The sequence below is a fragment of the Natronobiforma cellulositropha genome, from assembly GCF_025629245.1.
In the GTDB taxonomy this organism is placed as follows: Archaea; Halobacteriota; Halobacteria; order Halobacteriales; family Natrialbaceae; genus Natronobiforma; species Natronobiforma cellulositropha.
In genome coordinates this window covers 318,342-330,325 of the sequence record NZ_JANZXN010000015.1, presented here as the reverse complement: position 1 = coordinate 330,325, position 11,984 = coordinate 318,342, and the positions used below count along the sequence as shown (strand labels likewise).

15 protein-coding genes are annotated in these 11,984 nt (G+C 64.3%); 6 read left to right on the top strand and 9 right to left on the bottom strand.

Annotated features, from left to right (window positions below; all coding sequences use genetic code 11):
- Positions 1 to 7 precede the first annotated feature (7 nt).
- The 5 genes from N0B15_RS07365 to N0B15_RS07345 all read right to left on the bottom strand — a co-directional run bounded on the left by N0B15_RS07365 (position 8) and on the right by N0B15_RS07345 (position 4,290).
- On the bottom strand, positions 8 to 865 hold the full coding sequence (locus N0B15_RS07365) for a dihydrolipoyllysine-residue succinyltransferase component of 2-oxoglutarate dehydrogenase complex (protein ID WP_263019001.1): 858 nt from the start codon (positions 863 to 865) through the stop codon (positions 8 to 10).
- Positions 866 to 1,031: 166 nt separating this feature from the next.
- Positions 1,032 to 1,481 (bottom strand): thioredoxin-dependent thiol peroxidase, encoded by a 450-nt coding sequence (gene bcp, locus N0B15_RS07360; protein ID WP_263018999.1) that lies wholly within the window; start codon positions 1,479 to 1,481, stop codon positions 1,032 to 1,034.
- Between the two features lie 54 nt (positions 1,482 to 1,535).
- The gene (locus tag N0B15_RS07355) at positions 1,536 to 2,453 is read right to left on the bottom strand and encodes a hypothetical protein (protein WP_263018998.1); all 918 of its coding nucleotides are present in this window, start codon (positions 2,451 to 2,453) and stop codon (positions 1,536 to 1,538) included.
- 118 nt (positions 2,454 to 2,571) lie between these two features.
- Positions 2,572 to 3,750: a DNA primase small subunit PriS gene (gene priS, locus N0B15_RS07350; RefSeq protein ID WP_263018997.1), complete on the bottom strand. Its 1,179-nt coding sequence runs from the start codon at positions 3,748 to 3,750 to the stop codon at positions 2,572 to 2,574.
- Positions 3,751 to 3,810: 60 nt separating this feature from the next.
- Positions 3,811 to 4,290 carry a GNAT family N-acetyltransferase gene (locus tag N0B15_RS07345; protein ID WP_263018995.1) on the bottom strand — a complete coding sequence of 160 codons (480 nt, stop codon included), beginning with the start codon at positions 4,288 to 4,290 and terminating at the stop codon, positions 3,811 to 3,813.
- A gap of 142 nt (positions 4,291 to 4,432) precedes the next feature.
- On the opposite strand from N0B15_RS07345, the gene N0B15_RS07340 reads away from it, so the two are divergent.
- The 6 genes from N0B15_RS07340 (at position 4,433) to N0B15_RS07315 (ending at position 9,534) form a co-directional block, all read left to right on the top strand.
- Complete coding sequence (locus tag N0B15_RS07340) at positions 4,433 to 4,960, top strand: archease (RefSeq protein ID WP_263019215.1); 528 nt, start codon at positions 4,433 to 4,435, stop codon at positions 4,958 to 4,960.
- A gap of 78 nt (positions 4,961 to 5,038) precedes the next feature.
- Positions 5,039 to 6,499, top strand: coding sequence for an RtcB family protein (locus N0B15_RS07335; RefSeq protein ID WP_263018994.1), 1,461 nt, complete (start codon positions 5,039 to 5,041; stop codon positions 6,497 to 6,499).
- A gap of 86 nt (positions 6,500 to 6,585) precedes the next feature.
- Positions 6,586 to 7,698, top strand: coding sequence for a mandelate racemase/muconate lactonizing enzyme family protein (locus N0B15_RS07330; protein ID WP_263018993.1), 1,113 nt, complete (start codon positions 6,586 to 6,588; stop codon positions 7,696 to 7,698).
- 4 nt (positions 7,699 to 7,702) lie between these two features.
- Positions 7,703 to 8,452 (top strand): AzlC family ABC transporter permease, encoded by a 750-nt coding sequence (locus N0B15_RS07325; protein WP_263018992.1) that lies wholly within the window; start codon positions 7,703 to 7,705, stop codon positions 8,450 to 8,452.
- On the top strand, positions 8,445 to 8,753 hold the full coding sequence (locus N0B15_RS07320; RefSeq protein ID WP_263018991.1) for an AzlD family protein: 309 nt from the start codon (positions 8,445 to 8,447) through the stop codon (positions 8,751 to 8,753). Before N0B15_RS07325 ends, N0B15_RS07320 begins: the two co-directional genes overlap by 8 nt.
- Positions 8,754 to 8,787: 34 nt before the next feature.
- Positions 8,788 to 9,534 carry a class I SAM-dependent methyltransferase gene (locus N0B15_RS07315; RefSeq protein ID WP_263018990.1) on the top strand — a complete coding sequence of 249 codons (747 nt, stop codon included), beginning with the start codon at positions 8,788 to 8,790 and terminating at the stop codon, positions 9,532 to 9,534.
- On the opposite strand, the gene N0B15_RS07310 is transcribed toward N0B15_RS07315, so the two are convergent.
- The 4 genes from N0B15_RS07310 to N0B15_RS07295 form a co-directional block, all read right to left on the bottom strand.
- On the bottom strand, positions 9,527 to 10,048 hold the full coding sequence (locus tag N0B15_RS07310) for a GNAT family N-acetyltransferase (protein WP_263018988.1): 522 nt from the start codon (positions 10,046 to 10,048) through the stop codon (positions 9,527 to 9,529). The genes N0B15_RS07315 and N0B15_RS07310 overlap by 8 nt on opposite strands.
- Positions 10,049 to 10,189: 141 nt before the next feature.
- Positions 10,190 to 10,555, bottom strand: coding sequence for a Rieske (2Fe-2S) protein (locus tag N0B15_RS07305; protein ID WP_263018987.1), 366 nt, complete (start codon positions 10,553 to 10,555; stop codon positions 10,190 to 10,192).
- A 1-nt stretch (position 10,556) separates the two neighbouring features.
- On the bottom strand, positions 10,557 to 11,678 hold the full coding sequence (locus tag N0B15_RS07300) for an amidohydrolase family protein (RefSeq protein WP_263018986.1): 1,122 nt from the start codon (positions 11,676 to 11,678) through the stop codon (positions 10,557 to 10,559).
- 73 nt (positions 11,679 to 11,751) lie between these two features.
- Positions 11,752 to 11,940, bottom strand: coding sequence for a hypothetical protein (locus N0B15_RS07295; protein ID WP_263018984.1), 189 nt, complete (start codon positions 11,938 to 11,940; stop codon positions 11,752 to 11,754).
- Positions 11,941 to 11,984: the final 44 nt, after the last annotated feature.

Genomic DNA, 11,984 nt, shown 5'->3' with positions numbered 1-11,984 from the left:
GCACTCGTCAGCCGAACAGCCGACTGAACACCTGTCCGAGACGGTCGTCGATGTAGCCCGTTTCTGTGTCTTCGTCTTCGCTCGAGGAGTCACCCAGACGGTCGGAGAGGCGATGTTGTACTGACTCGAGGTGGTCTCCGACGTCGTCTGACGAGTCCGTAGACGACGCCGAGGTCGCCTCCGACGTGGTTTCGGTAGACTCCTGTGTGACCACCGACGGCTCCTCCAGTGTCGGTTCAGGCGGATCTGTGGACCCGTCGTCGGATTCCTCCGGCGACGTTGGTGACTCTTCTGGTGGATCGGTAGGAGATTCGGATGACTCCGGCGGCTCTTCCGGTGGATCGGTAGGTGATTCCGGTGACTCTGGTGGATCGGCAGGAGGTTCCGGTGACTCGTCGGTCCCACTCGCTGGCGTTACCGTCGCCGTATACCGGACACACTCCGATCGTTGCTGCGAGGCACCGAACGCCTCGGAGACACACTCACCCTCGGCAGTGACGACCGCGGCCTTCTCGCCGGGACTCGTCGGATCGAAGACCACCTGTACGTCGAGGCACTCGCCGGAGCCGAGCGTCACCGGCAACGAGGGCACACCCTCGAGTCTGAACTCGTCGGCGTTCGGTCCGGAGAGTGAGACGCGCTCGAGTGTATACGTACCCGGGACGCCGCTCGGAACGCACTCCGATTCGGTGCGTCGAATCGGGAGGTCCGGGTCGTCGAGTGCCACCGTCCCGAGCGCGCGGCTCTCGCAGTCCTGAGCCGTCGCCGGTGTTGCGACGGCGAGTGCGGAGAGACCGACGGCGGCGGTCGTACTGCGTCTGAGAATCGATCGTCGTGAGAGGTCGGAATTACCGTTGGTAGTCATTGCTACGACGACAGTATCTCACACCGTCGGTGTACATATAGGTAGTATGAAAGATCGTGTAAGGATGATCGTCCAGTGAAACTCCGTGTTACTGGAAACACTCACTATACGTGATCAGTTCGTAGACTGTCCCGGTTGTACTACGAGAGACCGTGAGGGACCGCTCTCAGAGGTCGGCCAGAATCGATTCGGCGTGGCCCTCGGGCGTGACGTCCTCGTAGACGGCTTCGATCCGTCCGTCGGCACCGACGACGTAGGTATTTCTGAAGACGCCGTCGAAGGTGTTGCCGAACATCTGTTTCTCGCCGTAGGAGTCGTAGAGCGTCGACACTTCGCCGTGTTCGTCCGATACGAGGTCGAACGGGAGGTCGTACTCCTCGGCGAACGATTCGAGGTCCTCGACGGGGTCGTCACTGATACCGACGATGGCGACGTCTCGCTCGTCGAAGCGCGGACGCTCGTCGCGAAACTCACACGCCTGCGTCGTACAGCCGCTCGTGTTCGCCCGCGGATAGAAGTAGACGACGACCCGCCCCTCGAACGACGAGAGCGAAACTGTCTCCCCGTGTTGATTCTGCAGTTCGAACTCCGGCGCCACCTCCCCAACTTCGAGCATAGCGGTGTGTTCGACCGGTCCGAGGTAGGTTTTCCGGTTGTCCGTCGCACCCGGCTACAACGGCTCTGCGGCGTCGCGCTCGAGCAGCGGCGTCGCGTTCTGGCGCGGCAGAGTGACGACATCGTCGCTCGAGAGCGTGTACTCGCGGTCGTCGACACCGAGAATCGACCCGACATCGCGGGTGATGCGGACGGTGAGACGGTCGACGGTTCCGCGCTGGCCGGCACCGGTGTCAGTCGAGTCGTCGCCGCTCGAGGGGTGGCTCTCGTCCGTGGTCTCGAGACCGTCCGCCGACGCCTTCTCGAGACCGTCTCCACCGTCCGTGGTGGCCTGGTTTGGGTCGCCATCGGCCGGGCCGTCTGCAGCGAGTGGTGGTCCATCGCCTCCCATCACGTCGGCGACGCTGACGCCCGCTTCGTCGGCCGACTGGGCGTCCGTTTCCGGGGGGTCCGCTCGAGGCGGCTCGTCCGGCGGAACGGGCGGCGTGTCGTCGGCGGTGGCCGTTTCAGTCGGCTCCGCACTGGCTGGTGACCCGGCCACGTCTGTGGCCGGACCCGACGGAGCGGCGTCGCTTGGTGTGGTCGCTCCATCTGCGAGTACGTCGAGCACCCGGCCCTTGTTCGTGCGAATCCGCTCGACGAGGTCGTCGAACAGATCGGCTTCCTCGGCGGTCAGCCCCTCGTCGTTGCCCGACATCCCTGCAGCCGTCAGGCTCGCCTGTTTGACCAGTTTTCCCATCCGGCGCTCGTAGATCGCTTCGACGACGTCTTTGGCCGTCTCGATCTCGTCGGTGAGGCGGCCGACCTCCGGCGACGAAAAGGGATCGTCAGCGGCGGCGGCGACCCGCTCGCGCTCGGCTTTCAACTCGGAGATGTAGTCGGCGACTTCCTGGTAGAACGACGGGCGCAGGTGCTGGAGGCTGTCTTTCTGGCGCTCCTTGCTCTGCACCGTGCGTAACTCGTCGAGGTTCATCCTTCCACCACACCGACTCTGGGAGAGTCCTGGGCTGAGTGAACAGTACCCTGTAACGTAAAGATATCGTCCGACGGACGGACGGACTCGCTGACACGACGGTCACGGCGTCGAGCACTCACTGCTCTTTCTCCTTCTCCGCCCAGCCACGAGCCAGCAGGAAGACGGCGACGTACTCCGGGAGCGTCTGGACGCCAGCCTCGAGTTCGAGCGCCTCGCCACCGACCTCGACGAGTCCGTCACGGCTCACGTCGACGGCGATCTCGTGGCCGCGAAACGTCTCGGGGACGGCGTCGACGAGCGGGTCGAACGCGTCGAGTTCGTCGCGCTCGAGGCGACACACCTCGAGTGCGCTGCCGCCGTGGAGGCTGCCGGGGAGGCGGATGAGGCGGTTGGTGTCGGTGGTGACCGGTTCGTCGATGGGCGCGTTGTCGCGTTCGACGGCGAGCATCGAGAAGCGCTCTGCGAGCTGTGAGACCGCGGTGTGGACGGTGACGTTGCCCGCCTCGAGTCCCTCGCGGTTGTCGCGCGCGGCGGTGAGCACCGCCGTCGCCTTCCCCTCACCGATGCCGTCGAACTCCTGGAGGCGGGCGAGCGCCTCCTCGTCGTCGAGTTCGAGCAGGTCGTCGACGAACGCCATGAAGTGGTCGTGGGTGCGTTTCCCCCAGCCACCGCTCGTCTCGAGCGTCCGCCGGTGGGTGGGTGTCTTTCGTCCGAGTCCGGCGACGGGTTCGTGCGCGACGAGGTCGTCGTACTCGAGACCGATGCCGCGGACGTAGTCGACGATTTCGCGGCGGTGTTCGCGCTCTAAGTGTAAGACCGCCTCGTCTCTGACGTGGACGTGGTAGCCCCGGCCACCCGAGAAGACGATCTCGAGGTCAGTGAACGCGAAGTCGTCTTCGAGAAAGTCGAGGAGGCGAAACAGCGCCCCCTTACAGGTCGCGAGCATCTCTGCGTAACTGTCCTCGCCGAGGGTCACACCGGGGAGGTGGTCGGCGTCGAGGTCGAAGATCAGGTCAGAACAGCGCCACTCCTTCGCCGCCATCGACCCCGCGCCGGGGTCGGTGTAGCGCCCGGCCGAGAAGTAGACGTGACGCGGGCGTTTTCGCTCGAGGAAGTCGCCGATGTCGCCGAGTTCGAGGAGCGAGCGGTGACGGACCATCGTCGTGCCGGGGCTCTGCGTCCAGGGAATGAAGCCCCACTCGCGTTCGTTCGCGTCCGGCGGCGGGGTGATCTCCGTGCGCCGGTAGTGGTCGCGAAACCGACCCCGCAGGTACGCCCGCGTTCGCTCCTCCATCGACTCGAGTACTCGTTGGGGTCGTTAAAACACTGCCGGGTCCGTCCCGGAGACCAGAGGTTACCGGCGGACGAGGTCGGAGATTCGGTCGGCGATGCCGCCGTCGGCACCGAGTTTGAGGTAGTAGGCGTCGCCGCCGTCCTCGTAGTAGTTGTCGATGCGGCGTTTGATCTCGAAGCCGAAGTTCTCGTAGAACTGGAGGGCGTTCTCGTTGGTCGTCCGGGCGTGACAGGTCACCGAGCGGTGGTCTTCGACGACGCGGGCGACCAGGCGTTTGCCGATGCCCTCTCCCCGACAGGTCGGGTCGACGGCGAGAAAGAGGATGTAGCCGTCGCGGCGGACGGCGGCGAAGCCGACGAGGTCGGTACCGTTCTGGAGGTAGCAGTGGACGGTCGAGCGGCGGTAGGCGTCGGTGAAGAACGACCGGCGCTGCTTGAGTACCCCCTCACTGCGGTGGATGCGCTCTTTGAGGTCCCAGGCCTCCTCGACGAACTCGCCGCTCCCCGGGGCGACGACACGGCTGTCGATGTTGACGCTCACTACCTCTTCGTAACAGGGACGCGGATATAATTCCACCGGCACCCTCGGGCGGAACGCACCGCTGTCGACCGAATCGGTGGACCGCCGTGTGAGCCGAGACCGGTCCGATGGAACTACCATCGCACGCGACCTGGCTGCGTGTATGGGCTTCGAACTGCGGGCACACACCGCCGACGTGGCCGTCTTCGCGACCGGGGAGACGCTCGAGGACGTCTTCGCTTCGCTGGCCGATGGACTGGCAGCAGCCTCCTGTGACGCGTTTCCGGCCGAGGGCGAGCGCTTCCCGCTGGCGGTGAGCGCCGAGTCGAGGGAGGCGTTGCTGTTCGACTTCCTCGACGAACTGCTCTTCCAGCGCGACGTCCGCCTCGAGTTTCCCATCGACGTACAGGTGTCGATCACCATCCCCGAAGGACGGGGAGATGGGGTGGACGGCAGCGCGAGTGAGGATGGAGTAGACGGCGGCTCGAGTGAGGATGGAGTAGACGGCGGCTCGAGTGAGGATGGAGTAGACGGCGGCGCGGACGAAGACGCGTGGACGCTCGAGGGGAGCGCTCGCGGCGTCCCGCTCGACTCGGTCGATGCACGCGAGGTGAAGGCGGTCACGTACTCGGAGATGCGACTCGAGGAGCGTGCGTCGGGGTGGGAAGCGTACGTGGTCTTCGACGTCTGAGCGAGCGACCAGTCGCTGGCTGCGCTCGTCCGAGAGCCGGGTGACACTTCTTTCAGTCTCGACGGCCGAGGACTAGGTATGGCCACATTCGACGCGGACGGTCTCACGCTCGAGCGGATTCGTGAGTTCGTCTGGGAGATTCCACGACAGGGTGAGATGGGTGTGCCAGCGCGCGTGCTCGCGAGCGAGGCACTTCTCGAACAGATCGCCGAGGACAAGACGCTCGAGCAGTTGCGTAACGCGACGCAGCTACCGGGGATCACGAACTACGCGGTCTGTATGCCGGATGGCCACCAGGGGTACGGCTTCCCGGTCGGCGGCGTCGGCGCGATGGACGCCGAGGAGGGCTGTCTCTCGCCCGGCGCGGTCGGCTACGACATCAACTGCGGCGTGCGGATGGTGACGACGAACCTGACCTACGCGGACGTTCGCGGCCGCGAGGAGGAACTCGTCGACGCGCTCTTCGAGGCGATTCCGTCGGGACTCGGTGGCGGTGGCGTCGTCGAGACCGACGTCGGGACGGTCGAGGAGATCCTCGCCCGTGGTGTCGACTGGGCGCTCGAGCACGGGTACGCGGTCGCGTCGGACCTGCGCCACTGTGAGGACGAGGGGATGCGTGCGGGCGCGGATCCCTCGATGGTCACCCAGCGAGCGAAAGAACGGGGGGCGACCCAGATCGGTTCGCTGGGATCGGGAAACCACTTCCTAGAGGTCCAGCGGGTGACGGACGTCTTCGACGAGACCGTCGGGGCGGCCTACGGTCTCTCGGCGGACCAGATCGTGATCCTGATCCACACCGGTTCGCGCGGACTCGGCCACCAGACCTGCACCGACTACCTGCGGAAGATCGAACGCGAACACGGGTCGCTGTTAGCACGGCTGCCCGACAAGGAACTGGCCGCCGCACCGGCGGGGAGCCGGCTCGCAGACGAGTACTACGGAGCGATGAACGCCGCGATCAACTTCGCCTGGGTGAACCGGCAGCTGCTCACCCACCGGACGCGCGAGGTGTTCGCGGACGTCTTCGGGCGCTCGTGGGAGACCCTCGAGATGGACCTCCTCTACGACGTGGCGCACAACATCGCCAAGCGGGAGACCCACACGGTCGACGGCGAGCAACGCGATCTCTACGTCCACCGAAAGGGTGCAACGCGGGCGTTCCCGGCGGGCCACCCCGAGGTTCCACGGGCGTACCGCGAGGTCGGCCAGCCAGTGATCATCCCGGGGAGCATGGGCGCTGGCAGCTACGTCCTCTGTGGCGGTGCGGCGTCGATGGACCTCACCTTCGGATCGACCGCCCACGGCGCGGGTCGGCTGATGAGTCGAACGCAGGCCAAGCGCGACTACTGGGGCGAGGACGTGCGAGACGACCTGCGAGAGGGACAGGCGATCTACGTGAAGGCCCAGTCCGGAGCGACCGTCGCCGAAGAAGCGCCGGGTGTCTACAAGGACGTCGACGAGGTGGTCCGCGTCTCGGACGCACTCGGCATCGGCCACCGGGTGGCGCGGACGTTTCCAGTCTGTAATATCAAGGGATGAGCCGATCGGCGGGGTGACTGGAGCTGCGGCCCAATGGTAATTACCTGTACCAAAAGGAATAACGTCCGTACGTTAGTATTCTCCATATGGAAATTACAGCCCTCGACGTGTTCCCGGTCCGTCTCGACGTGACGCCGCTCGAGGACGGCGGAATCGCGCCGTACGTGACGCGGTATACGGAGTTCTGGGATATGGAACGGGTCCTCATCCGGCTCACCACCACCGACGGCGTGACGGGGTGGGGTGAGATGCGCTCGACGCTCTCGGTCGACTCGACGAAGACCATCCTCGAGAACGAACTCGCCCCGGAGGTGATCGGCCGCCCTGTCTCTTCGGTCGAGTCCCTCCGCGTCGCGTTCGACCACTACCAGTACTTCGACATCGATCCGTTCGTCGGTGGTGTAGAGATGGCGATGTGGGACGCCTACGGGAAGTCACTCGGGGTCCCCGTCGCCGACCTGCTCGGCGGAAACGTCGACGACGGCGTCGAGTTCGCCTCCTGTCTCGGCATCCTCGAGCCAGAAGCGTCACGTACGTACGCCGCTCGCGCAAGTGAGGAGGGGTTCTCGGTGTTGAAGACCAAGGCGGGGCGCGACTGGCGCACGGACGTCGAGCGCATCGTCGCGATGGACGACGAGGTCGACGGTGAACTGGAGTTCCGACTGGACCCCAACGAGGGCTGGACCGTCGAGGACGCCGTCCGCGTCGGTGCTGCGCTCGAGGACGCCGGCGTCTACCTGCAGTATCTCGAGCAGCCGATTCGGATCGACACCTTCGGGACGTACCAGCGCCTGCGTGAACGCCTCCGAACGCCGATCGCGGTGAACGAGGACACCTACTTCCGACACAATCTGCTCGAACTCGTCAAACGAGATGCGATCGACGTCGGGGTGATCGACCTCGTGCCAGCCGGTGGGTTGCTCGCGGCGAAGGAACTCGCTGGTCTCGCCGACGACGCGGGCATCTCGCTCTCACACCACTGTGCGTTCGACCTCGGGATCAAGACCGCAGCGATTCTCGCACTCGTCGCTACGACTCCGGCGATCAACCTGCCGGTCGACTCGGTCTACTACTCGTGGGAGGACCACATCATCGAGACTCCCTTCGAGTTCGACGGTGGACGGCTCTTCATCCGGGACCGGCCGGGTCTCGGCGTCACCGTCGACGAAGAGCAGGTCGAAGCGTACCGAATCGACTGAACACATGGAGACAGAGGAAGGGGTGACACAGAACGTGCGCTCGAGTGACACACCGGAGGTGGTCTCGACCGAGGAGGTTCCGTTCACCGTCGCGGGCGTCGTCGACGGCTACCGCAAGTGTATTCCGATCGCACTCGGCGTGTTCGCCTACGGACTCGTCTTCGGCGTGCTGGCGAATCAGGCGGGGCTGACCGCCGTCGAGGCCGCGCTCATGAGCGCGGCCGTTCTCGCGGGCGCGGCGCAGTTGATCGCCATGGAGATGTGGGCCGACCCGGTTCCCGTCTTCGCCATCGTGTTGACCACGCTCGTCGTCAACCTCCGATATCTCCTGATGGGGGCAGCGCTCAGGCCCTGGTTCGAGGCGCTCTCGCCGTCGAAGGCGTACTCGAGTGCGTTCTTCATGGCCGACGAGAACTGGGCGCTGACCATCGCGGAGTACCGCTCGGGAAACGTTCAGGGTGCGTTCTTACTCGGCAGCGGTCTGGCGATCTTTTCGTTCTGGATCGTGGCGACGGTCGTCGGCGTGACTGCCGGGAGTGCCGTCGACGACCCGGAGCGGTGGGGACTCGACTTCGCGTTTACCGCCGTGTTCCTCACGCTCCTCGTCGGTATCTGGGACGGAACGGGTGATCTCTTTCCCTGGGCGGTCGCTGGCTCGAGCGCGATCGTCGCCGCCGAGGTCCTCCCCGGGTCGTGGTACATCGTGGTCGGCGGACTGTTCGGCAGCCTCGCTGCGGTGAGTCGCCGTGCTTAGTAGTGTCGTCCTCGCGACGATCCTCGGTATGGCGGTCGTCACCTACGCGACGAAGGCGGGCGGTCTCTGGGCGATGGGGAAAGTAGACCTCTCGGAGACCGTCACGCACTGGCTCGAGGCGATTCCCGGGGCGGTGATCGTCGCCATCGTCGCCCCGGCCGTCGTGACCGGTGGCCCTCCCGAGTGGCTGGCGACTGCTGCCGTCCTCCTCCTCGCCTGGAAGAGCGGCAGTATCCTCCTCGCGATGACGGTCGGCATCGCCATCGTCTGGGCCGTCCGCCACGGTCCACCCGTTCTCTGAATACATTTAAGGAATTGTATGTTGTACGAATACTATGGAATCCGACAGTCCATATCCCGACTGCTTCTACAACTTCGAGATTGAACTCTCGGATGAACAGCTAGCAGCATTTACCGAAAGTTTACTCGGGACCGATGCGGAGACGGTCCGCCGGTACCGGTCGGCGCTCCGGTCGAACGACACGTTCTACGGCGACTTGCAGTCGGCGCTCGAGCGAACTGAGCACCGGCCGACTGAAGTTGGCGAAACCTGGCGCGACCTGCTGTACGTCATCGTACGAATCGTCGAACCGGAGACGGTCGTCGAAACCGGCGTGTTCGACGGTCTCAGTTCGGCGTACTTCCTCCAGGCGCTCGCGGACAATGGCCGTGGAACCTTGATTTCGATCGACGTCGAAGAGACCGAGTTGCTCCCGTCGGACCTCGAGTCGAGGGAAACTGGCTGGGTCGTGTCCGAGACACTCAGAGAGTGGTGGGACCTACGGATCGGCGATGCGCGAGCGGTATTGCCGACCGTCGCCGAGGAGGAGACAGTCGACGTGTTCCTCCACGATTCGTGCCACGACGCAGACCACATGCGTTTCGAGTTCTCGACGGTGCGGCCCGCGATGGCTACCGACGGTGTGTTCCTCGCCGACAACGTCGAGTACAACGACGCGTTCGCGGAGTTCGCCGCCGAGTACCTCCACAATACAACTTCGATCGTCAACGCCGAGAAGTCTCTCCAGCGAGACGGTGGCACGGTCGAGAACGACAAACTGGGGGCCGGACTGGTCAGCTGAGGTCTCGTCCCCACTCCGATGCGAGCAGGCCGTAACAGTACCGATCGCAGTAGGTACCGTCGACGAACCGGCTCTCTCGCAGACAGCCCTCCCGTTCGAACCCGATGCGCTCTAACACTCGCTGTGAGGCGGTATTGAAGTCGCGTACGTCGGCGCGGACCCGGTGGAGACGCAGGTCGGTGAACGCGTACTCGACTACCAACGAGACCGCCTCCGTCGCGTAGCCACGGTCCTGATACGGTCTCGCGATCCAGTAGCTGATCGTCCCGTGGCCGTCGTAGGTGTCGATGCTGTGGACGGCGACGTAGCCAACGCGACGGCCCTCGCCGACGACGACGAACTCGAACGCGTCGCCGTCGACTCGCTCGAGTGCGTGACGAGGTTTCGGGCCGTGGCCCCGCATCGCCGCACGAACGTGCGCCGAGTTCTCCCAACGGTGGCGGAAATCGACGTCCGTCTCCTCGAGCGGACGGAGCGAGACGCGCTCGCCCTCGATGAAGGCGACGTCACTCATCGGTACTCGTCCCGCCGGAGCGCACGTGACCATGGCCGGATATAGAGACCGTAGACGATGCGCTGGTGGCCGAGCGGTGGTGTGTCGTGTCGCCGGATGGGGAGTTCGCCGACGTTCTGGCTGGAGGAGGTGCTGAACATTCTAGAGTCTCACGTAGAGTTTTCCGTCGCGAACGGCCGTCTCGTAGGTCGGTACTCGGTAGCGGTCGGGGTGGGCGAGACTGCGCCCAGTCTCGATGTTGAACTCCCAGCCGTGCCAGGGACAGCAGACGAACTCGTCGTCGTCCTCGTAGACGAGTTCCCCGCGCTCGTCCTCGGTGAGGCGGCCGGAGAGGCGACCCTCGCAAGCGGGACCACCCTGGTGGACGCAGTAGTTTGCGAGCGCGTAGTACTCGTTCTCGCGGTTGAAGACGGCGATTTCCCGGCCACGGATGCTGGTGATGAGGCGGCCGCCCTCCTCGAGTTCGTCCGTCTCAGCGACGTAGTGGAGCGGTTCGTTCGGTTCCATCTTAGAGGGCAAATACGTCGGCGGCGTTTCGTCCGTACACGTTCTCGATCTCTTCGTCCGTAAACTCCGGGCGTAACGCCTTCAACAGCGTATCCGAATAATCGAAGTCGTAGTGTGGATAGTCGGACGAGAACAGCAGGTTCTGTGCGCCGTTGAACAGCCGAACGACGGCACAGAGGTACTCCGGGTCGTTCGCGCCTTCAGTCGGCTGGCTCGTGAAGTAAAACTGGTCGTCGAGGTACTCACTCGGCGTCTTCTCGAGTAGTGGGGCGTCCTCGCTCTTTTTCGCGTACTCGTTGTCGTAGCGGCGCATGAAGTAGGGAATCCAGCCAATGCCACACTCTTGCATGACGAACGTCAGGTCGGGAAATCGGACGGGAACCCCGGCGGTGAGGAGCGTCGTCAGGTGCCACATCTGCTCGGCGGGATGGTAGGGGACGTGGACGTCGATGTAGCGTTTCGTTCCCCGCCACTGGAGGGGATAGTTCCCGACGATTCCGGTCGCGGCGTTGTGGATCATGACCGGCAGACCCGCCCGTTCGGCCGCCTCGTATATCGGGAAGTACCGTTCGCGCCCAAGTGGCGGGGTGACACCGCCGCCGGGGATCTGTACCGCTACGATCGACTTCTCACCCGCTCGCCGCTCGATCTCTTCGGCCGCCTTCGCTGGCTCCTGGGGTGCGACCGTCATCGCCCCGTAGAACGATCGGTCGGCGTCGAGTATCGCATCCAGGAGCCAGTTGTTGTACGCGGTCGCGAACGCCGCGGCGAGTTCGTCGTGGTGGACGAGTCCGAGTCGAAGGTTCAATCCAGGCGTCAGAATCGCCTCGTCGACGCCCATGAGGTCCATCCCGCGCTCGACGTCTTCCGGCGTACGGATGTCGTCTGACTCCGCTTTTCCGGTGTCGGTCGGCGTCAGATGTCCCGCGGACGGGTAGAGTTGGCCAAGGTAGCCACCATCCACCTGCCCGCGAACGCGACCCGAATCGACGTTGAGGACCTTGTCGAACGGCTCCTCGAGATACGGGAGAATCGTCTCTTGCTGTTCAGTCAAGTGGAAGTCGGTGTCGACGATCCGCTCGACCTCACCGATGTGGGTAATCGTTCGGTCGTTCTCGCCCATGATTGTTTGTATACTGTACAACCACTAAATAGTTCCGTAGAATATAACCAATGGATAGGTCCTGGGGCCTCGCTCACTTCACTCGGTAGGGGTTGTCGTCGTCGCAGGGCTTTTTGGCGGTGATCGTCATGGTCACTTCAGGACCCTGTCTGTCTGGAAGCTGGTAGTCGAAAACGGAAAGTTCGACGTTCGTGACGTTCCACCCCTCCTTTGAGATGAGTTCGACGAGTCGGCGCTGCTCCCTGAGAGTTTCGTCGTCCATGGTGACGTGTTCGGCTGCGCGTGGGTATGCTTTTTCATTCACTG

Coding starts and splice junctions, on each gene's coding strand:
- N0B15_RS07335 (WP_263018994.1), top strand. CDS start 5,039: ATGGCCACATTCGACGCGGACGGTCTCACGCTCGAGCGGATTCGTGAG.
- N0B15_RS07315 (WP_263018990.1), top strand. CDS start 8,788: ATGGAATCCGACAGTCCATATCCCGACTGCTTCTACAACTTCGAGATT.
- N0B15_RS07325 (WP_263018992.1), top strand. CDS start 7,703: ATGGAGACAGAGGAAGGGGTGACACAGAACGTGCGCTCGAGTGACACA.
- N0B15_RS07305 (WP_263018987.1), bottom strand. CDS start 10,555: ATGGAACCGAACGAACCGCTCCACTACGTCGCTGAGACGGACGAACTC.
- N0B15_RS07330 (WP_263018993.1), top strand. CDS start 6,586: ATGGAAATTACAGCCCTCGACGTGTTCCCGGTCCGTCTCGACGTGACG.
- N0B15_RS07310 (WP_263018988.1), bottom strand. CDS start 10,048: ATGAGTGACGTCGCCTTCATCGAGGGCGAGCGCGTCTCGCTCCGTCCG.
- N0B15_RS07355 (WP_263018998.1), bottom strand. CDS start 2,453: ATGAACCTCGACGAGTTACGCACGGTGCAGAGCAAGGAGCGCCAGAAA.
- bcp (WP_263018999.1), bottom strand. CDS start 1,481: ATGCTCGAAGTTGGGGAGGTGGCGCCGGAGTTCGAACTGCAGAATCAA.
- N0B15_RS07340 (WP_263019215.1), top strand. CDS start 4,433: ATGGGCTTCGAACTGCGGGCACACACCGCCGACGTGGCCGTCTTCGCG.
- priS (WP_263018997.1), bottom strand. CDS start 3,750: ATGGAGGAGCGAACGCGGGCGTACCTGCGGGGTCGGTTTCGCGACCAC.
- N0B15_RS07300 (WP_263018986.1), bottom strand. CDS start 11,678: ATGGGCGAGAACGACCGAACGATTACCCACATCGGTGAGGTCGAGCGG.
- N0B15_RS07365 (WP_263019001.1), bottom strand. CDS start 865: ATGACTACCAACGGTAATTCCGACCTCTCACGACGATCGATTCTCAGA.
- N0B15_RS07295 (WP_263018984.1), bottom strand. CDS start 11,940: ATGGACGACGAAACTCTCAGGGAGCAGCGCCGACTCGTCGAACTCATC.